At 30.1% G+C, this 21,976-nt stretch carries 17 protein-coding genes and 1 pseudogene; 3 read left to right on the forward strand and 15 right to left on the reverse strand.

Going from position 1 to position 21,976, the window contains the following annotated elements; all coding sequences use genetic code 11:
• Positions 1 to 35: 35 nt before the first annotated feature.
• From C4Q29_RS02450 to C4Q29_RS02460, 3 genes are read right to left on the reverse strand one after another with little or no spacing between them, the layout of a single operon-like run.
• Positions 36 to 1,607, reverse strand: a complete 1,572-nt coding sequence (locus C4Q29_RS02450; protein ID WP_103981246.1) for a PTS transporter subunit EIIC — start codon at positions 1,605 to 1,607, stop codon at positions 36 to 38.
• A gap of 8 nt (positions 1,608 to 1,615) precedes the next feature.
• Positions 1,616 to 2,371, reverse strand: a complete 756-nt coding sequence (locus C4Q29_RS02455; protein WP_103981247.1) for a carbohydrate deacetylase — start codon at positions 2,369 to 2,371, stop codon at positions 1,616 to 1,618.
• Between the two features lie 8 nt (positions 2,372 to 2,379).
• Positions 2,380 to 3,690 (reverse strand): family 4 glycosyl hydrolase, encoded by a 1,311-nt coding sequence (locus C4Q29_RS02460; RefSeq protein WP_103981248.1) that lies wholly within the window; start codon positions 3,688 to 3,690, stop codon positions 2,380 to 2,382.
• A gap of 200 nt (positions 3,691 to 3,890) precedes the next feature.
• Between C4Q29_RS02460 and C4Q29_RS02465 the strand changes: the two genes are divergently transcribed.
• The gene (locus C4Q29_RS02465) at positions 3,891 to 4,643 is read left to right on the forward strand and encodes a MurR/RpiR family transcriptional regulator (RefSeq protein ID WP_103981249.1); all 753 of its coding nucleotides are present in this window, start codon (positions 3,891 to 3,893) and stop codon (positions 4,641 to 4,643) included.
• Between the two features lie 42 nt (positions 4,644 to 4,685).
• Here C4Q29_RS02465 and C4Q29_RS02470 read toward each other — a convergent pair whose 3' ends face one another.
• The 6 genes and pseudogenes from C4Q29_RS02470 to C4Q29_RS02495 all read right to left on the reverse strand — a co-directional run bounded on the left by C4Q29_RS02470 (position 4,686) and on the right by C4Q29_RS02495 (position 12,991).
• Entirely contained in the window at positions 4,686 to 6,383 is a 1,698-nt protein-coding gene (locus C4Q29_RS02470) for a M3 family oligoendopeptidase (protein WP_103981250.1), read from the reverse strand.
• Positions 6,384 to 6,688: 305 nt separating this feature from the next.
• Positions 6,689 to 8,443, reverse strand: a pseudogene (locus C4Q29_RS02480) (recombinase family protein); the annotation flags it as partial.
• A 55-nt stretch (positions 8,444 to 8,498) separates the two neighbouring features.
• Positions 8,499 to 8,636, reverse strand: a complete 138-nt coding sequence (locus C4Q29_RS06370; protein ID WP_200813103.1) for a hypothetical protein — start codon at positions 8,634 to 8,636, stop codon at positions 8,499 to 8,501.
• Between the two features lie 306 nt (positions 8,637 to 8,942).
• Positions 8,943 to 10,679: an ABC transporter ATP-binding protein gene (locus C4Q29_RS02485; protein ID WP_103981252.1), complete on the reverse strand. Its 1,737-nt coding sequence runs from the start codon at positions 10,677 to 10,679 to the stop codon at positions 8,943 to 8,945.
• Positions 10,672 to 12,390: an ABC transporter ATP-binding protein gene (locus tag C4Q29_RS02490; protein ID WP_103981253.1), complete on the reverse strand. Its 1,719-nt coding sequence runs from the start codon at positions 12,388 to 12,390 to the stop codon at positions 10,672 to 10,674. Before C4Q29_RS02490 ends, C4Q29_RS02485 begins: the two co-directional genes overlap by 8 nt.
• A gap of 4 nt (positions 12,391 to 12,394) precedes the next feature.
• Positions 12,395 to 12,991, reverse strand: coding sequence for a TetR/AcrR family transcriptional regulator (locus C4Q29_RS02495; RefSeq protein ID WP_103981254.1), 597 nt, complete (start codon positions 12,989 to 12,991; stop codon positions 12,395 to 12,397).
• A 292-nt stretch (positions 12,992 to 13,283) separates the two neighbouring features.
• Between C4Q29_RS02495 and C4Q29_RS02500 the strand changes: the two genes are divergently transcribed.
• Complete coding sequence (locus tag C4Q29_RS02500; protein ID WP_103981255.1) at positions 13,284 to 13,640, forward strand: plasmid mobilization protein; 357 nt, start codon at positions 13,284 to 13,286, stop codon at positions 13,638 to 13,640.
• Positions 13,641 to 13,792: 152 nt separating this feature from the next.
• Here the strand turns inward: C4Q29_RS02500 and C4Q29_RS02505 are convergent, their stop codons facing one another.
• Entirely contained in the window at positions 13,793 to 15,061 is a 1,269-nt protein-coding gene (locus C4Q29_RS02505; protein WP_103981256.1) for a hypothetical protein, read from the reverse strand.
• Positions 15,062 to 15,364: 303 nt separating this feature from the next.
• Positions 15,365 to 15,958: a type IV toxin-antitoxin system AbiEi family antitoxin domain-containing protein gene (locus C4Q29_RS02510; RefSeq protein ID WP_103981257.1), complete on the reverse strand. Its 594-nt coding sequence runs from the start codon at positions 15,956 to 15,958 to the stop codon at positions 15,365 to 15,367.
• A gap of 545 nt (positions 15,959 to 16,503) precedes the next feature.
• Between C4Q29_RS02510 and C4Q29_RS02515 the strand changes: the two genes are divergently transcribed.
• On the forward strand, positions 16,504 to 17,082 hold the full coding sequence (locus C4Q29_RS02515) for a ZIP family metal transporter (RefSeq protein ID WP_103981258.1): 579 nt from the start codon (positions 16,504 to 16,506) through the stop codon (positions 17,080 to 17,082).
• A gap of 270 nt (positions 17,083 to 17,352) precedes the next feature.
• On the opposite strand, the gene C4Q29_RS02520 is transcribed toward C4Q29_RS02515, so the two are convergent.
• The 4 genes from C4Q29_RS02520 to C4Q29_RS02535 are packed head-to-tail and all read right to left on the reverse strand — an operon-like array spanning position 17,353 to position 21,956.
• Entirely contained in the window at positions 17,353 to 19,173 is a 1,821-nt protein-coding gene (locus C4Q29_RS02520) for a bifunctional metallophosphatase/5'-nucleotidase (RefSeq protein ID WP_103981259.1), read from the reverse strand.
• 12 nt (positions 19,174 to 19,185) lie between these two features.
• Entirely contained in the window at positions 19,186 to 19,467 is a 282-nt protein-coding gene (locus C4Q29_RS02525) for a hypothetical protein (RefSeq protein ID WP_103981260.1), read from the reverse strand.
• Positions 19,468 to 19,496: 29 nt separating this feature from the next.
• Positions 19,497 to 21,245 (reverse strand): oligoendopeptidase F, encoded by a 1,749-nt coding sequence (pepF, locus tag C4Q29_RS02530; protein ID WP_103981261.1) that lies wholly within the window; start codon positions 21,243 to 21,245, stop codon positions 19,497 to 19,499.
• 9 nt (positions 21,246 to 21,254) lie between these two features.
• The gene (locus tag C4Q29_RS02535; protein WP_159459190.1) at positions 21,255 to 21,956 is read right to left on the reverse strand and encodes a response regulator transcription factor; all 702 of its coding nucleotides are present in this window, start codon (positions 21,954 to 21,956) and stop codon (positions 21,255 to 21,257) included.
• Positions 21,957 to 21,976: the final 20 nt, after the last annotated feature.

The raw sequence follows: 21,976 nt of genomic DNA on the forward strand, positions 1-21,976 counted from the left end.
GAAAAGCTTGCAAAAATTTGCAAGCTTTTTTTCATTCAATATTTATTTAGTTCATTTTCTACATCTTTCCTTACTTCTTCTACCCCCAAGCCAATTATGATTTGCACATTTGAGCCTGATTGGATAATTCCTTTTGATGGATAAATTTCAAGGATTTCCTTATCAACCTTGTTTGCATCATGAACTTCCGTTCTCAACCTTGTATAACAGTTAGTTATAGATTTTATATTATCTTTTCCGCCTAATCCATCAATTATCAAGGCTATTTCTGAATCACGTTCATTTACTGATGATGTTTCTACTGGAATCTTTCCTTTCATCCTATCTCTTTTCTCTCTAGCTTCTTTCATTTCAATTTCTGTTGGCATAGTTCTACCAACAGTATTTAGATTCATTTTATTAATCATTAATCTAAATACAAAGTATTCTAATACGGCAAGGCCAATAAATAGTATAGGTATTAACCATTGTTTACCTAATTCCATTGGAACTGCTAAGGAGTATAGTATAGTTTCAACTAAGTTACCTACATATACACCAAGTCCTAAGGCACTAGAAATCAGCATACCAAATCCGTAAATTACAGCATGGGCTAGCCATAGTATAGGTGAACTGAATAAGAATAGAAATTCTATAGGTTCTGTGATACCTGCTAGCATTGAAGCCGCAACAGCTGGTATAACCATTGATTTAACTTTATCCTTATTTTCTGCTTTAGCTGTATGAACTAAGGCGAATGCAATACCTAAAGGTAAAGCTGTGTATCCAAAGTTCAATAAAGAACCAATTGATGAATGAATTTCTGTAATCTTATCTAAGTTTGCTAACTCAGCATACCAAATATTAGTTGCACCGTAATAGGCTTGGCCTGCAATAATAGCCTCCCCACCTATTGGTGAATAGGACATTGGAACCCATAATAAATGATGGAGACCAAATGGTAAGGCTAACCTGTTTACAAATCCATATACAAAGTATCCAAATGGACCAGCGCCTGAAATCCATCTCATCATTGCACTTAAACCTTGATTAAATATTGGCCATACATAAGTTACTGCTATTGCTAGCAAACTTGATACTATAATCATTATTAAAAATGCAAATTTTGTACCTTCATACAGTTGTAAGTATTGGTGGAATTTTACATCCTTGAACTTATTAACAACATAGCCAACTATACATCCCATAACTATACCTAAAAATACACCCATATCGGTAACCTGTACACCAAGGACCATGCCTTGACCAGTACCAAATAATCCTGTATCTCCAGCTTCTGCTAAACGGTTTGTTGCTGTCAACCAATAATTGTTTGCAAATAAAAACATTAAGAATGAAGTAATTGCAATTACTGCCGCATCAGTCTTCTTATCAGGTACTAAAGCTGAGGCTATCCCAATACAGAATACAACGGCTAAATTACCTATCATACCATTTACAGCTACAGTATTTATAAATTCTCCTGTTTTAATAAGAAAATCAGGCATAAATTCTAATCTCATTATAGCTGCTAAAGCAATAAGAATACCAGCTACCGCCATGAACATAACAGGCTGTATTACTGCTTGTGAAAATTTCTGACCTAAATTATATAACTTATTTTTCATAGTATCTCCTATATATCTCTAAAAGTAACTAGTTCTATTTCGTTGTCTTCTAAAAGTTTCTTTATTTCAGGACTTAGCAACTCTTTTAATGTACTTGTTCTACCAAGTGTATAAGAAGAATTTTCAACTAAGAATGAATCAACATAGGCTGGGTGACACATAATTTCAATACTATCATAGATTTTACAATCTCTTATCAAGTTATTAGTATCCATGTGTCTCCAAATTTCTTTATTTGATCCTATATGGTCAAAGTAATCCATCATTTTACTTGTTGATTTATACCCTTCAGGTAAATTAAAATTATTTCTTACAGGCAAACTATATTCATCAGCCAATCTTAAATATATTTTCTTTAATTCACCTACACTATTTATATGGTGGTGGCTATCAATATGAGTTGGATTTATACCGCTATCTATTACTTTGTCTATTTGAGCCTTCCATTCTTTATAAACTTCGTCTAAATTTATTAAGTTTAGATTATCTTTTTTTTCATAGAATGAAAGATTTAGAAATGCTCCCTCATCATCTACTATTGTCTTTAACCCCTTACTTGCAGGATAACCACAAGTAAGTGTCAAGTGAACACCTACACCTAAACCAGGGTTGTCTTTAGCAAGTTTTACCGCTTGATCGAAGCCTGGCATACCTGCCATTAATGTAGTAGATGTCAAAACTCCATTTTGATAGGCTTCAATAATCCCCATATTAACACCTTTGCCATATCCAAAGTCATCCGCATTAATTATTAACTTTCCCATCATATCTCCTATTTTAATTCAACCCAATAATCTCCGTTGGCTTCGATTAAATCATCTAATACAGCTTTTGCAACTTTAGCATTTGGAACTGTTTGATTTAAGGTGAAGGCTTCTAAAGCTTTTTGATATGAATTTTCAAAGTAAGCATCAACCAATAATTTTTCTGAAGCAACTTGAGCTTCCATTAACCCTTTATGGAAATCAGGTATATTAAATCCTAACCTAATAGGTTCTACACCTTTCGCGTTTACATAGCAAGGTACTTCAACCGTAGCATCTTGTCTAAGATTTGGTATAGACCCCATATTTGGTACTATCAGCATAAATCTGTCATTCTTATTGTAAAGAATAGAAGCAGCTATATCTACAATATACTGACCATGTGAATTTCCTTCATAGTCAATTCCTTCTAAGTCTGGATTTTCTCTAATCATTTTTGCTGTTTCTTTGATTTTCTTTAACCTACCATCCATTATCTCATTTGCTCTAGTATAGTTTGGATCAGATTGTTCAACTATCATTTCTGGATATAAGTAATATTGTAAATAATTATTAGGAATATGTGTTGGAAAATCATCAACCATTTTTTTCATATTTTCATAGGTTAAAGCCCAACTATCATCCATTCCTTCAACATTAAAACCTTGTTTTTGAATTTTCTCTAAAATTTCTGGCATAATATCTCTTCCTAAAGAAACATCATAAATTGACTTATACCAACCAAAATGATTTAGACCATAATATTCTTGTATCCAATTTTTTCTATCATAATCGAAACTATCACATATTAAATCTTCTATACCGATAGTCATATCACAAGCATTTACAATTTTAGCGTCAGGATATTTTCTTCTAACTGTTTCAGCAACAATAGTTTCTGGATTAGTATAATTTAGAATCCATGCTTGTGGAGCATATTCTTGGATAAGATCTATTAATTCAGAGAATCCCTTCATAGATCTCATTCCATATGAAAATCCTCCTAAACCACATGTTTCTTGACCAACTAAGCCATGCTTTAGAGGGATTTTTTCATCGATTTCTCTCATCTCCATTTTACCTACACGGATTTGAGAGAATACAAAATCAACTCCTGTAAAAGCTATCTTTGGATCTTCTGTTTTAATTAACTCGATATCATAGCCACCATTATTTACTATAAAATCGATAATTACATGCATATCATCATTTCTAACAGGATCTATGTCATACAATCTTAACTCTTCCACATTGAATTCATCACTATTTAGTAGAGTTAAAACTATACCAGGTGTATATCCACTACCCGCACCTGCAATTGTTACTTTTATACTCTTCATTTTTCCTCCTTTTTTATTTTGAAAACTTTTTCCTTCAAAATAATAATATCAAATTAATGTTCATATTCCAATCATGGGACATAAAATGGAAGTTTTTTCTTAATCTGTTTTATATAAAGTGTTTCATGGAAATTTTTCCAAACTATATTTTTATTTTTCTATATGATAAAATACACATATAGTTTAGTTAGGAGAAAAAAATGAGTATCATAAATTATCTAATAATTAAAAATCAAGATAATCTTTCAAATTCTGATATTGATATCCTAAAAGTATTAGATAAAAATATTAACAAAATAAAAGATAGTACAATAAATGAACTTGCATTGATAACTTATACTTCTACTTCTAGTTTTTTTAGATTGGTACAAAAACTAGGATTTAATAGTTTTACTGAATTTAAATTTTACATTCGAAACGAAATCGATAAAAGCAAAAAAGACGATAAACTTTCAGATAATCTATTCTTAACAAAACTAGAGGAGCAATTAGAACTAACTGATAAAATCAACCAAGATAAAATCAAACTTGTAGCTGAAACCTTGATGAACAGCAAAAATATATATTGCTATTCTACAGGATGGAAACAAGAAAAATTATCTCAAAACTTTATTAGTGATATAAGTCTATATAATATTGAAATAAGTTATATAAGGTCTATTGAAGAATTTGTGAAGATAAAAAAAACTAGCGATTCTACAGTCTTGATACTTTCTTATAGTGGTGATTTAGCAGCCTACCATGATAAGGTTAAAGAATTAAAAGATAATAAGGTAAAAATTATAGGTCTATGCTTAAATAAAAACTCCCCACTTGATGAAATATCAGATATTAGTCTAATTTATTTGAATAATGATAAAGACAGCAACTTTGTACATTGGCAAACTTTTAGTGTTTACTATATTTTCGAAAAAATTATATATGAACTAACAAAAATAATGATTAATAATTAAAAAGCTATGAAATTAAATTATTTCATAGCTTTTACTTTTATTCTATTTAATTTTTGAATGATCCAATGATTCTATATATTCTTCCAATTTAGGAACTATATACTTAAAGGTTTCTTCTTCAAATGGATTTTTTAATCCAACCTTTTCTATAGTTTCTTTTGTTCCATACTTACCACCAAGTTTACATAAGTCTAGGTATTTTTCCCATGCATCCTTGTGGTCTTCCATATCCATTACAAAGAATTGGAAGGCATTTACTTGGGCTATTGTATAGTCTAGGTAATAGAAAGGTGATGAGTAAACATGACCTTGTCTTTGCCATCTTCTACCTTCTTCCATGAAATGATTATCTTCATAATCTATTTCAGGATTATATTTCTTTTGGATTTGTCTAAACTTAGTATTTCTTTCTTGTGGGCTTGCTTGTGGATTGTCATATACCCATTCTTGGAACTCGTCAATTGAAGCACCATAAGGTAAGAATTGGATAGATCCAACTACATGGTTATATAGGAATTTTTCAGTATCTTCTTTGAAGAATTCTTTCATCCAAGGGTGTGTAAAATATTCCATTGACATGGAATGAGTTTCCATGATTTCCATACATGCTGATTGGTTGTCTGATGGATAAACATTCCTTACAAGGTAACCTTGGAAGGCGTGACCGGCTTCATGGGTTAAAACTTCAGCATCATGGGCAGTTCCATTAAAATTTGCAAATATGAAAGGTAGTTTTGTTACAGGTAGAGATGTCATATAGCCACCTGGTGCCTTACCCGCCTTAGAACTTAAGTCCATCATTTCATTTTCTACCATTTTATTGAAGAATTCTTCAGTTTCTGGCGAAAGTTCAGCATACATGTCTTTAGCTAATTTAACTAAATGATTTTCATCCCCCTTTGGTGTAGGGTTTCCACTTATGAAATTTAGATTTAAATCGTAATATTTCATATCTTCAATACTGATTCTCTTAGCTTGTTCTTTATAGTATTTTTGTGCTAGCGGTACAATATATATGTAAATTTGGTCCCTATAATTTTTAGCATCATCTCTATCCCAATCGGTTCTACCAAAAGATCTGTAGGCTACATCAATGTATGAATCAAAGCCTAATTTGTTGGCTATTCTTGTTCTGATTTTTACCAATTCATCATAAATCCTATCAAAATCTTCTTTTCTTTCTTCAAACCATTTGGTCATAGTTTCTTGGGCAGCTTTTCTTCTAGCCCTATCCTTGTCTTGTAGGACTGGTGAAAAACTTGAAAGATTGTAGGTTTTTCCTTCAAATTCAAACTCTGCTGTACCCGTTAATTTTTGGTATTCTTGAGTCAACTTTGCTTCTTCCACCCTATCTTCCATGATTTCAGGTTTGAAGATATTTTTTTGCAATTCATCAGTTTTAGTGATGTTTGTACCATACTTATCTTCAAATTCTTTTCTAAATTGAGATTTTAATCTGATATTTTGAAGCCTATTTCCAGCTTGTGAAAATTTAGGAATGATTTGATCAAAAGCTTCTACCTCTTTTTCATAAAACTCATCCCTTGTATCAATTGAATTTCTTATGTAGGCTATTGTATACATTTCTGCAAATTGAGCCATTTTATCTTCATATTTTTTATGGGCTTCGAAAAATTCTTCTGAATTTTCTGCATTTTCTAAAGTATCTAGATATTGATTTAAACTTTCTAAGTCTTGGTCAAAATCTGGTCTTTTGTATTGTAAATCATTAAATTTCATAATTCCTCCTGTCTTGTTATATATCTTACCACTAAAAATTGAATTTATAAATGAAATTGTAAAACTTTAATAAGTTCAGTATAATGAGTATGTTAAAAACAAAAGGAGTTAATTATGTATGAATGGTTTTTAGGAATAAATCCAATCTTACAAGCACTAATGGCTGGTATTTTCACCTGGGCTTGTACAGCCCTTGGAGCTGCTGTGGTGTTTTTTGTAAGAAAAATGGATGATAAGTTTCTTGCTATAATACAAGGATTAGCAGCAGGAGTGATGACTGCAGCATCATTTTGGTCTCTACTTGATCCAGCTGTGTTGTCTTTTGCTTGGGAACATAATTTTTTATCCTCGTCATTCTTGTAGGAACACAATTTATTAATGTCATCGTCTTTGGCATTTTTTCTTTTATCTTTAAAATTATTAGAATCTTGACTATCTTTAACTCCTGTTTTGAAATAGAATGTTAAGTCATATGGATGAACTGTTCCGTCTTTGTCAATTCTTCCAACCACGACTTTATCAACTATGCTTTCAAATACTGTTCTGTTAAATTCCTCTATAACTTCTCTATTCTCTAACACCTTTTTAAATTGCTTTAATCTTTCTTTAATAGAGTCTTCATCTTTTATCGTTAGTTCAAGTGTTTTCTTTTCATCAAGTAATTCTTCTTTTTGCTTTGTCAGTTTTTTATACTTTTTAACATAAACTTCTTCGTCTATACTATCTTCTAAATGAAGATCAACTAACTTTCTTTCTTAACTAATGACTCTGTTTAATTGGTTTTCTAACTTTTTCAAATCTTTGACTAAAGTATTATCATTTATTTCTTCTTCTACAATTTTTAAAAAGTCATCTATTACTGTTGAATCTGCATGGCATAATTGCCTATAGCTTTCAACAAATGCTTTTTCTATTGCCGCTTCTTGTATTCCCTTTGAATGAGGGCAATATTTTTTACCTTTTTTTGTTGACCTTACACATTGCCAGTTAATTTTTTTGTAAATTGAACTTGTGTGCCAAGTTCTTCTTGAAAGTATTTCGCCACAAAATCCACATTCAAGCATACTTGAAAAAGCATATTGTCTTGATAGTTTTTCTCTTTTCCTATCCTTATTAGCAATGGTGTTTCTGTTTTGTGCTCTTCTGAGTCTAATCTCCTGTGCCTTTTCAAAGTCTTCTCTTGATATAATTGGATCGTGATGATTTTCAATGTGGTATTTATCAGATTCTCCAAAATTTGCTAGCCTTCTTTTTGTTATGGGATCAACTGTGAAGGTCTTTCCCATTAGTATATCGCCAATATACTTTTCATTCTTAATTATTCCTAACACTGTAGTATCAGACCATTTTGTTTTACCTCTCGGGGTGAGATATCCTTGCTCTTCTAGTTCCCTGCCAATGACTGATCCGCCATTGCCCTCTAAATATCTTTTAAAGATGTATCTGACAATTTTGGCTTCTTCTTCATTTATAGAGATACTTTTTGTTGTAGGGTCATAATCGTATCCAAGGCAACCTTGAAAACCAATAAGCTCCCCTTTTTCCATTTTCATTTTCAGTCCTTTTTTTACATGGGCTGAGGTATTTTCTACTTCTTGTTGAGCTACTGAACTTAATATTGTTAGTAATAGCTCTCCATCCATTGTCAAAGTATCTATATTTTCTTCTTCAAATACTACACCAACATTGTTTTCCTTTAATAGTCTTACATACTTTAAGGTATCTAATGTATTTCTAGCAAATCTTGATATAGATTTAGTAATTATCATGTCTATATCTCCATTTTGACAATCACTAATTAGCCTCATGAAATCTACTCTTTTAGTAGCAGTTGTTCCTGTTGTTGCTTCATCTGCATATATACCAGCTAAAGTCCAGTTTTTATTATTTTTTATTAGATTTGTGTAATAATCAACTTGCGATTTATATGATTCAAGTTGGTCTTTACTATCAGTGCTAACTCGACAATATGCTGCAACTCGTTTTAAATCTAAATGCAGTGCATTTCTATTTCTTGCTCCTGTATTTGAAGCTTTTATTACTTTTACTTTAGTATTCATTTTACCTCCTTCCCATTTTGTATCTTTCTACAGTGTTATTATATCACAAGATTAACTACTTTCTATCCATATTCTTATAATCATTTTCTAACCTGTTCTTAATTTTTCTATATTCCTTATCATTAATTAATTTAAGATCATAAAGTCTACATAACATAGCAACTCTCATACTATAAATCTTTATTGCTTGCATTTTACCTCCTATGTAAGTTATTTTTTTACCTTGATAAGTGGATTAAATTTGACATATACTAATCTCACATAATCAATTTCAAGAATCTTCACACTTCAAAGTATTTGGATTTTTATAGAAAGATGACAAAATACCCCTCACTTTATATAGTGAAATTTGTCCTCTTTGGTAACCAGAATTTTTATTGTTTATTGTATTTTTGAGTTTTAATGATTAATTTGAACATAAAAAATGAGGACTTATGCACATAGGCATAAATCCTCTAATCTAAATTTTACTGTTTAAAGACTTTAAATCTTTCTTCCATCAATTATTTAATTTCCATGATTCTGCCTTAGCTTTTGCATTAATAAGATCAGAATAAAGTCCATTATTTTTAATCAGTTCTTCATGATTTCCACGTTCTACTATTTCTCCATCTTTTAAGACTAAAATCTGGTCAGCATTTCTTATTGTCTTTAGTCTGTGGGCAATCATAATTACTGTCTTATTTTTTGTTAATGATTCTATTGCTTCTTTAAGCTTATCTTCATTTTCTGGGTCTATATTTGCAGTTGCTTCATCAAAGATAATTATATCTGCATCTTTTAGCATGGCTCTAGCTATGGAAATTCTTTGTTTTTCTCCGCCAGATAGACTTGCTCCACCTTCTCCGATTATAGTGTCATATCCTTCTGGTAAAGCTTCTATAAATTCATGGCACCTTGCCTTCTTTGCAGCTTCAACTACTTCTTCTTGGCTTGCATTTTGTTTTCCAAATTTTATATTGTTTTCAATAGTGTCTTCGAAGAGATAGACGTCTTGAAATACCATGGAAATTGAGTTCATAAGATTTTCTATATTATAATCCTTAATATTTTTTCCACCTATTAAAATTTCGCCAGATTTTACATCCCAAAATCTTGCAATAAGATTACAAAATGTTGTCTTACCAGATCCAGATGGTCCAACAATAGCAGTCATAGTATTTTCTTCTATCTCTGCTGATACATTTTTTAAAATTGGTCTATCATCATAGGAAAATGATACATTTTTAAAGACTATGTTGTGATTTTTTATTGGCTCTGTAATACTTCCTTCTTTCATATCTTCCATATCATTTACATAAGAATAAGAATCTATTGCATTCTCAACCATTCTTAGCATTGCAATAGCAGATCCAGATGTAATAAGTCCGTCAAATATTACAAAACTTGCTATAAGTATCATAATAGTATTGACTATTTGACCATTTTCAACAAAATATAATTTTATTGAAATAAACAACATCAAACAAATTGTTATAGCTATTATGATTTTAGCTAATAAACTATATGGCATTATAGTTTTTTCTAAATCAAAAGAATATTCACTAGCACTATCTAAGCTCTTGTCAAGTTTCTTATTATTGTTTCCTCCAAGATTATATGATTTTATAATTTGCATTCCTTGCAATGTTGATAAGACTTCTTTGGTAAGTGATACCTGAATCTCATGAATCTTATCTGCATTTTTACTTGACCTTTTTTGCATACGAGCAATGATCATTAAAAATACAATAGAACCAACTATTGCTACAATACCTACCTTATAAGAAAACAAAAATAAGGATAAGATAAAAACAATAGCATTAAGCATGCCACCGAAAACCATAATACACAAAGTTGGAACCCAAGTCTCTACATTATCTAAGTTAGTAGTCGCAATAGTTGTTAAATTTCCTAAACTTAAACTTGAGAAGAATCCCATGGGAACTTTTTTTATTTTTTCACCTAATTCAATTCTCTTGTGTCCAGCCATAAAATATCCAGCATGTGTTTGTTTGAGCATAGAGGAATTTTTTGAAATAATTACTCCAGCTATACTAATTAATAAAAATAAACATGATATTCCTATTGTTTTGAAACTTATATCCTTGTTTACTATCCCAAAAATCGCATAATAAATGGCTGCAAATTGTAGAGCATTAAAAATAGAACCGAAAAAATTAGCAAAGATTGATTTTTTTATATACACTTGTTCTTCAATAGAAAAATTCCATATTTTTTTAAAAACACTAAGCATTTTCTTCTCCTTTCAAGGCAGTTTCCCAAAGATCATGATAATCTTTTGATTCCTTCAAAAGCTCTTCATGACTTCCTTTACATGCAAGTTCTCCATTTTTAATTACAAATATATTATCTACATCTGTTATTGTCTTTAAACGATGGGCAATTATAATTAGAGTTTTCCCTTTGACAAGCTCTGATATTGCATCTTGAATCAAGGCTTCATTTTCAGGATCGATATAAGAGGTAGCCTCGTCTAAAATAACTATTGGAGCATTCTTTATCATAGCTCTTGCAATTGATATTCTTTGCCTTTCTCCTCCAGACAAATGTTTACCAGCTTCTCCTACTCTTGTATCATATCCATCTGACAACTTCATTATAAAATCATGGCAGGCTGCTTTCTTACATACTTCAATTATTTCCTCATCACTGGCATTTTTATTTCCTATTCTGATGTTATCTTTAATTGACATATCAAAAAGAAAATTATCTTGTGCTACATAGGAAATAACAGTAGATAACTTTTCAAGGGACATATCTTTAATATTTACATTTCCTATGCTTATAGAACCACTATCTACATCCCAAAATCCTGAAATTAGTTTTGCAATAGTCGACTTTCCCGAACCCGATTCGCCTACTAAAGCATTCACACTTCCTTCTTCTATATTTATATTTATATTGTTTAGGACTTGCTTATCTTTTTCATAAGAAAAATCTACGTTTTTTATCTCTATATTATAATTTTTTATATCCAAATTTTCATTTTTATGAGATAATTCTCTCGCAGAAAGTATATTTTTAATCTCTTCGAAAATAGTTGACATTCTTCCAATATCATCTTCAAAAGTCATTACTCTCATAATATTTTGGATAGTCCCAAAAGAAAGGATTATCAATGTTAAAAATACACCACCATCTAGTGAACCATTCATACAGAAATATAAACCAAATGGTATAATTGTCAAAATACCAACTGGAGCAATAGACATACTTATCGCATAGTCTCTTGTATTTTCTCCCATCCAATCATAATAGTAATTTGCCTTTTTATACACATTGTCCCTGTATTTTCTATAAGATTTTTCGCCTTGATTAAATGTTTTAATAACCTCTATTCCATTTATATATTCAACCACGGAATTATTCATATCTTGGCCAATTTTAACTGCTTGTGGAAACTTTACCTTCATTCTTTTCATCGGCCCTGTCATAAAAAATCCACCAATAACTAATGGAATTAAAGATATTAAACTTAGTCTATAATCTAAAATTAACATGTAAACAAATAATATTATAGGTCCGACTAAATTAGCTGTCATCTCAGGTATCATATGAGCCAATGTTGTTTCAGTATTATCGACTTGATTTACAATTATGTCTTTTAACTTACCAGTAGATTCATTCAATATATCTCCTAATGGCATATTAAATAATTTTTCCATAAGGCTTTTTCTTATATCTCGTATTATTTTATAGGCTGTTTTATGAGAAATCATTGTTGACAAAAACATAAACACTTCTTTGATTATAAGACATAAAAGTATAAAGAAAATTTTATTTATATAGTAATAAAAATCTTGGCTACCATCAATTAATGATATAATCATCTTACTTAGAATAATATATACAAAAAGATTTGAAATTACTCCAAGTATTGCAAACAAGACAGAAATAAAATATGGTGCTTTATTTCTCTTAATGTAATTTTTTAATAGATCCATAAATTTAACTCCTTTCATCATCTTTTTTCATTACATTTGTAAAATAAGTCTCTATCATTTCAGTTAGATATATCTTATTTTTTGTAAAATTCTCACGTGCATTCAAAATTTCGCAAGCCATCAATCCAGAATTTATAATATTAATCATAAATTCAAATGTATCATCAGAAGGTAACTCATTAAACAAAGTAGAAAACAATTCTTTAAATACTTGTATGGACTCTTTTTTTATTTTCACATATAGTTCTCTCAGATCATCATTTTCTTTTAACTCACATAAAAACATAACATAAAGCTTTACATAATCGCTATCCGCAAGTATCTTGTCTATAATCATTCTTGAAAACAATTGTGGACTTAATATTAATCCTTCATCGTAACTTGATTTTTGAACAATATCTTTTCTATTTAAATTACCTTCCATAATAATGTCGTATAAGATTTCATGCGTAGAACCATAATGATGATACAAACCACCTCTAGAAAGCCCAGTAGCTTCCATAATGTCATTCATAACTGTATTTCTAAACCCTTTGTCCAAAAATACTTTCATAGCCGCTTGTCTAATCTGCTTTTTTCTTTCATCAGCTTCCATTTTCATTTCATAAATAACCTCCAAACCGACACTCTTGTCGGTATTATTGTATCAGCACTGATAATCATTGTCAATAGCTTCGCTTATACTTCTTTATTAATTTATTTAAATGCGGTATAATTAATAAAACTGAATAAACGCTTAACGCTTATAACTTTAATAGCAAGCACAGTAAGTGTACGGACACTTACGAAAAAATTAATGGAGCAGCCCTTTACGGAATGCTCCATTTTTTTAATTTTTACCTTGTTAGGGAGAACCCTAAGACCCCGAAATATATTTTATAAAGGAGAATAAAATGGCAAATAGATTTAGAAATGAAAGAATAGAAATAAAACTAACTAAAGAAGAAAAAGAAGTTTTTGAAAAGAAAATGAAACTTGCTAATTGCAAAACAATGTCCCATTTTCTTAGAAAATGTGTATTAGAAAAAGAGATTTATGTTGTAGATTTAGAGCCATTTAGAAACCTACAATGGCTACTTTCGAATGCAACAAATAACATAAACCAGATTGCAAAAACAACTAATACAACTGGTGTTATTTACAAAAATGAAATTGAATCAATGAATAAGCAAATAGAAAATTTATCAAGAGAAATATGGCAGATTCATTCCCTACTTCTTAATAAATCAAAAGAAAGTTCTGGTGATTAGTATGGCAATTACAAAAATACCTCATATCAGTAGGGATGATACACAAACTCTTTACACTATCAATTTGACAATACTTCCATAAAAGACAATACTTCCATAAAAGAAGATACAAGACCTTTTAGTCTTATGTATCTTCTCTTAAATTTATTATACTATAATTCACTCGCTGATTTTATAATAATCTCTTCTGATATCACTTTAAGTAATGGTATTTCCTTTAATAAGGCTTTAGAATCTTTAAAAGGTTTATAAATTCCTCTTTCATTCGATCTAACTTTATTAGACTTGCTGTGAACAAGTGAATTTCTAGTTTTATATACTCTATTAGCCAACTTCTTAAATATATGTTTTTTGTCTCCTATTAAATCTATTGCATCTCCATTTGAAAAATTAACCTTATTGTTTTTATAGTATTCTATAATATCTTTATCAATTTCATTCAATTTTTCTATTATCTTTTCAATATCTATATACTTTCTTAATGTTAATTCCAGTGCTTCCAATTCACTTCCTACTGTACTTTCAGTTCTCTTTTTATTAATTAAATCTACAAGTTTCATTATATCTTTTTTTCTTTTTGTAGAAAATCCCGGATCTAACAATATTTCCTTAACATTATTAACAACACCTTCTTTATATATTTCTTCATAAAAATATTCCATAATATGATAAAATCCTATGAATTGTACAAACGGATCTTCTGAAGAGACCGCCATATGGTACTGTTCTGTTAAATCTTGTTTATATAATAATCTTGGTGCATCTAACTCTTCACTTTTGTAAGAGCTATTTTTATTCCTATACCTAATATTTAATAATTCATCTAAGCTATTCATAATCCTGAAGGAATATCCATAATTATAGCAAAAGTTAAATAAAAACGAATTAATATAATCATTAAGTTTATTTTTATCAATATCTTTATTATATGAAACAATTAATGAATAAGGATTTCTAAAACAAACTCTTAATAAATTAAAAAAATTTTCACCTTCATCTTCTCGCAATCTAGGAGGAAAAATCATAAAAGTTCTTTTTAAACTTTCCAAGTCTATTTCTTTAATAATGTTCCATACCATTACATCTGATATTTCTTGAAATTTATATTCTATATTATTCATGGAATCTTTAATATTAGTAGATATTATTCGTTCCTCAAATTTATATGGCAAAAGTCTTCGAATCATTTTATTTGTTTGATAAATAATAACTTCATAACTATTATTATTTGATACTGTAAATTGTGACAAATCCGATTTCATTGCATCATTACTAATATTATTATAGTCAGATTTACTAAATTCAAAACTTTTTTCACCCACAATATAACTAATACTATCTTCGCTATAATCTATATTAAATTCTTTATTAAATCTTCTCAATATAAATTTTACTTTATCAATAAATTCATCCCATTCCATATTTACTCTTCTCCTTTAAAATTTGTATATTTTTATAATGTTGAATTTTTATTGCTTCTTCGTCCTTGATATTAGAATCATCTTACTTTATATAAGTTGAAACCACTTCTTTTATCTAGTTTTTTAGTCACTTATAAAATTTTTTCTTTGCGGACTTTCCTTGTGTAATATATGATAGCTCCATTTTCAAACTCTTTGGTTTTTTCTGCTAATTTAATGCATCTACTGCAAACGTTATAATGTTAATTCTTTTATGTGTCTCAATAAGATTTTGTTCATCTCCTTCAATACAACCTTTGAAAATTAAATCTTCGATAATACCTCCATGTATTTTCTAATTTCATCTTCTATTTTAAATAGTCTACTGTATTTTATGAGTCGTCTTAGATTTTTATTTGATGATTTAAAGTATCTTTTTATGGCTTCTGTAAAAATTTGCTTATCTATTCTTTCTCTATCGATTATGATATCGCAAATTGTTCGATCAATATCGTAAACTGGTATAACATTGCCTTGGGGTGATTTTATTTCTGTCTTTCCAATTTCATATAAGTCTTTTTTTACATAGTGAACTTGTAGATCTTCGTACCTCTTTTTGATATGGCTGGCATTGTAGCCTTGGGGTACAGATATATGAAATACATTTGGAGTCCTATCTGATAGATCGTAGAGGTATAGAGCTGTTTGATGGGAAAATATAATTCGGTTACTATTGGATGATATTAAAACAAAATCGTCTATTACTTTTCCTTTTAATTGATATAGTCCCGGTCTTAATCTTTCTAATTGTCCATTTTTTGTTAATTCTGATAGATTATGCCTAGTATATCCAAGTTCTTCTGCTTCTTTGTTGGTGATTACTAAATTTTCTTGTATATATTCTTTAAGTGTATTCATAGTCCGCCTCCTCTCGTTTACGCTTTTATTATATATTATAAAAGCGAATATGTAAAGTTGGCTTGTGAATTTTTAATATTTTGAAAAGGATGTAACGAATCCTTAATCCTTTTCTAAAATTATTCTTTCTTAACTCAATATTACTAATATTATTATAGTTACTCTCCGATATTCGGAGTTCTTGAATTCCGATTTTCGGAAGTCTGGACTTCTGCTTTTCGGAAATTAGATTTTGTATTATTCGTAATATTTAAAATTTATATGTACCAACTTTTTAGAAAAAAAGAGCAGCCTTATAAGCTACTCTTGTAGAAAGTACAAAATGAGTTATTATATTTTTTGTGTTTCCTCATACTAGTCTCAAAACTACTCTTACATCCATGTAGTTTTTTTGAGTCTTTTTTACATATCCTTCTTCATCTTTATCGAAGACAAAATGCTTATAAAACTGCTTAAAATGCAGGATTTCTAAATTTACGTCTTTTGTATCAACGCTATGGTCTCCACATGTAGAATATGGAGAAAGTGGTCCTTTACCAGCATGGATGCCTGCAGCTATAGGATTTTTACTAGGTGGTATATTTTTAAGAATACTAGATAAAGTAATTCCACACTTACATACCAGTGCTGACCATGGGGACTTTGATATAAATGATAGTAAATTAGGTAAAAATACCATGCTATTTTTAGCAGTTACTATCCATAACTTCCCAGAAGGTATGGCCTTGGGTGTAGCTTATGCTGCTGCAGCTGCTCAACCGGGACTTGCAAGTATGTCTGGAGCTATCGCTCTTACAATTGGTATAGGCCTGCAAAACTTCCCTGAAGGTTCAGCCCTATCCCTACCTATTCTAGCAGGTGGTAAAAGTAAAAAAGAAGCCTTTAATTTAGGACAATTATCCGCAATAATCGAACCAATAGGTGCCGTTCTCGGTGCCTGGGCTGTTACACAAATTACAGCACTACTACCATACGGCCTATCTTTTGCAGCAGGCGCTATGATTTTCGTAGTTGTTGAAGAGTTGATACCTGAATCTCAAGAATCTGGTTTTACTGATTCTGCAACCTTAGCTTTTTTAGCTGGATTTACACTCATGATGGTATTAGACGTAGCACTAGGTTAAGCATAAAAAAAGAAAGTGATTGGTTTTCAATCACTTTCTTTTAATATATGTTGATATTTCCTATATATACTCATTCATTATACCAGTCATTTTCGACCATGCCCAAATCAAGAAAACACTAATCATAACAAAATAGAAAATTTCTAACATATAACCTCCTAAATATTTTTATAGCATACTTGCACCTATATTATATAGGATATTTCTAAGTTTGAAAAGGTTTTTATAAAATATAAAGGCTAATATTTAACTATAATTTTCATATTTTGATTATCTCTTACTTTCTCTAATAATATCTAAGACATCAATTAAAGTTTTAGCAGACCCTATATCATACTTTTCTTTTAACTTATCAAGCTGATAGTCTTCTAAGTCCTTATATAGGTTGATAGACCTTGTTAAATCATTATTACCATCTTCGTCTTTATATAGTAATAAATCTCCACTATTGATTAAAGCTATCGCTGCATCTACTAATTCAGTATTTTCATCTGCAGTCTTGATATTCCACTTAGCCCTTCTTTTATGCTTATAAGTTTTATTTTCTTGTTTGTCTAAAAAACTTATAGCTAAAGACCTTATATTTCCAGGTTTTGCAATATTTTCATCTGCCATTGAAGACCAGATAGGTCTTATATCTTTACCAGCTAAAGGACCTCTAGACGAACATAAAAAGTCCATCCTATACTTATTCATACCTATAACTATTTGGTCGTCATCATTGATAGACTGACCATTAGCTTTACAGATATTTTTTATCCTGTTCCCAACCTCTTGCCTTAAATCAATTTCATAGTTTAAATTTCCAAACATATCAAATGTAGAATATTTGCTCATGGCCCTATCTTTATCAAAAGATAAAGTCACATCTCCATCTTGGTAGCCATTAAAATATCCAGCTGACCACTCCATGTAAGCCTTTAATTCTTTTCCACTTATTACAAACTTACTTATTTCACCTCCAGCATACCTGTAGGCATTGTATAAGTCTTTTCTTTTAATGGTTGTAGATTTTATATTTGGATAGAAGTTGTCAAAATGGTAGGCAACTATATCCGCCTTTGAATAATACAACATAAGGTCAGTAAAAAAATCTCCCAATTTACTTTGACTTATCCTGGTTTGTGGGATACCTTTGATTTTATCTTCATCATCCAAGGCTATATCTGAATAACCAAGGATTTCATTTATATAAGCCCTCAATCTCTTGTGGTATGGTTCCATAGCCTTTATAACTTCAGAATCTTGGTCTATGTCCTTGTTTATATCTATAAGTTTTGCATTTATATCGATAAGTCTGTTCTGAGTTTTATCCAAATCGAAGTATAAGTCTATTCTAGAAAGTGCTTGTCCATAGGCACCTGGTTCTAAAATATAGGTGTCATTAATTTTTTCTATTAATTTTTTGTGCATGTGACCTGCAAAAATTCCAGCAATTCTATGGCTTCCATCTACATTCTCTATTAAATCTTTCACCCCTGTAAAAGGAATATCATTTTCATTCATTTTACCCATGTGAAATAGACCTATAACTGCATCAACATCTTCTAGCTGACTTAGTATAAGTTCTAATTCTTTTTCCGCATCTGTAACTGTGTAATCGTCTAGGTTTCCTCTTTTGGCTTCAAAAACTCTTACCAAAGGAGTATTTAGACTAATAAAGGCTATTTTCACTCCAGCTATTTCCTTATAATAAATAGCTTTTAAATACCTGAAATCTTCACCTTTTTTATAAATATTTCCCATCATGGATACACCATTAAAGTCTTTTATAGCCTGGTTTAAATGATCCATGCCAAAGTTAAACTCGTGGTTTCCCATATTATAGATGTCATATTTTATTAAATTTATAGCTTCTATGCCTGGATATTTTTTATCAGACAAGAAGTATTCAGCACTATTTCCCTGAATTAAATCCCCATTGTCAATAACGACAGTATGGGGATTTTCTTCTCTAATCTTATTTATTATTGTACTTATCCTGGCTAAACCACCAGTCTCTACTTCTTCATCTTTCGCATAATCCCAGGGAAGATAAAAGCCATGTATGTCACTTGTAGCTAACAAGCTAACTTTGACTATATTTCCCATATTACCTCTTAATTATTTTCCAGATAAAGCATCCTTGATTTCTTTGTTATGTTTGCTCTTATTTTCAACAAATGGTAGATCAATAGTTTTTCTTTCACCATGTATAAAGTCATTGATTTGTGAAATTGCTTTATCAATGATTTCATTTGATTTTGTTAAGAATGGACCTTCTAAATCCACATTTTCACTGTGGTTTACATCTACTGCTAATAATTCTTTACTATTTGCATAAAATGTAAATACTTGTCCTCTTGCTGAAAATCTATATCTATTTGTTACCTTTGCTTGCGCCATTTTTTCCCCCTTATAAAATGTTTATATTTTTATTTTATTAACTTATCTAATTTATCAACTAGATTTCTAAATATATCTAGTGATTGATTTACAGTTTCTGGTTTTGACATATTTACCCCAGCAATCTTAAGTTGCTCAATTGGGAAGTGGTTTGCCCCGTCTTTTAGGAACTTAATATAATCTTCCACAGCTCCTTCTTGGCCGTCCAATACTCTTTTAGATAGTATTGATGAAGCCGAGAATCCGGTTGCATATTTGTATACATAGAAGTTTGAATAGAAGTGAGGTATCCTCATCCATTCATAGGCTATTTCTTCATCAGAAATTATCGAATCTCCAAAGTATTTTTTATTTAAGTCATGGTATATCTTTGAAAAATCATCCTTTGTTAAAACTTCTTTATTCTCTATTTTTGAATGAACTTCTCTTTCAAATTCAGCAAACATTGTTTGCCTAAATACTGTTGATTTATAGTTGTTTATATAAAAGTCTGTTAGGTAAATCATTTCTTCTTCTGATTCAGCTCTATCCATCAATAAGTCTAATAATAGAGCTTCATTGAAGGTAGAAGCAACTTCAGCTACGAAAATTGTATAGCCTGAATGTAGGTAGTCATTTGTATTCCTATCATAGTAAGAATGCAATGAATGTCCCATTTCATGAGCTAAAGTAAAGACTGAAGATAGGCTTCCATCAAAGTTCATTAGGATGAATGGTTTGGTATCATAAGATCCTGATGAATATGCTCCACCCCTTTTGCCTTCTCTAATATCTGCATCTATCCAATTTTCTTCGAAAGCCTTTTTATAGTTGTCAACGTATTCTTCACCTAAAGGTTTTACAGACTCTATAACTAAATCTTTAGCTTCTTCAAAAGTATATTTCTTATCAAAGTCACTTGATATTGGCATGTAAACATCATACATGTGTTGGTCTTCTAGCCCCAAAGCTCTCTTTTTAATTTCATAATATTTTTGTAAATAGTCTAAATTGTTATGAACTGATTCTATAAGAGCATCATAGACTTTCTCTTCTACATCATCCCTAAATAGAAACATTTGTCTAACATTTTCATAACCTTTTAATTTAGCTATCTTAACCAGGTTATCAATATGTGAATAATAAGCTTGAGCTATAGTATTTCCAAATTGATTGTAAGTTTTATAGTAAGCTTCGAAAGCTTGTTTTCTTAATTCTCTATCTTCTGCTTGTTGTAATTGGACAAAATTTACATTGGTAATTTTTGTATCAAAATCTTCTAGATATGGAAATTCCATATCGGAATTTGTTAAGTAGTAGTATACATTTGACGCTGTAGACCTTGCAGATGACAAGGTAGATAGTACAGCCTCTTCCTTATCAGACAAAGTGTGATCTTTATACCTTAAAATCCTTTCAAGATATAAGTCATGGTCTTTTAATCTCTTTTCATTTTCTAATTTTTTTATTTCTTCATTAGTTAAAGATAAAAGTAAAGGATTTAAAAATGAAATACCTGTAGAAAATTCATTAACTAGATTTAAAACTTCCTTATCTAATCTTTGGTACTTAGCCACATTTGAGTCTTCGTCTTTTTTCAAGTGTGAATAAGCATATAATTTTTCAATTTTTCTAGAAAAATCACTTTCTAAAATAATTAAATCTGTTAAATTTTCTTTTGGATTCTTCTTTAATTCATTTAATTTGTCTACATCTTTTTGTATATTTTTTAAATCTTCATAAGCCTTATCATCTGATTCGTATATACTAGTTAAATCCCATTTTATACTCTCTGACATAGGACCTCCTTATTCGTCATCATTAAAGTAGTAACCTTCACCCCAGGCTGTCTTTATATATTTATATGTATCACTTGGTGTAAGCTTTTCTCTAAGCCTTCTAATATGAACATCAACAGTTCTTATGTTAGACTCCCCAACACCTTCCCATAGTTCTTGGGCTAGTTCTTGTCTAGTAAATATCTTATCCTTATTTGTAACTAGGATAAACAACAGGTCGAATTCTTTACCAGTTAATTCTATGTCGGTTGTATTTATTCTAACCTTTCTACCTAGCATATTAAATTCAAAGTCACCTGTTTTCACAGTATTTATTTGTTTGCTATTTGAATTTTCATTTGTAGGTTTATTTGGTATACTTCTTCTCAATACTGACCTAATCCTAGCCTTAAGCTCAAGTAAATAAAAAGGTCTCACAATATAGTCATCACAACCATATTCTAAGGCTAAAACAACTTCATTTGCTTCCTTCGTTTCTGATACTACTATTGTAGGAATATTACGGACTTCATTCATTTGTCTTTTTAAATCTAAACCTGTACCATCTTTATATTTCATGTCTATAATTGCTAAATCATAATGATATTTACTAAAGGCATCTATAGCCTCTTTTATAGTTTTAGTAGAAGTGATTGCATAATCCTCAGTCTTAAAACTATATTTGAAATTGTCTATAAAGTCTTGGTCAGAGTTTACTAATAATATTTTCAAATCTATACCTCTTCCATACA

The sequence above is a fragment of the Helcococcus massiliensis genome (genome assembly GCF_900258485.1).
In the GTDB taxonomy this organism is placed as follows: domain Bacteria; phylum Bacillota; class Clostridia; order Tissierellales; family Peptoniphilaceae; genus Helcococcus; species Helcococcus massiliensis.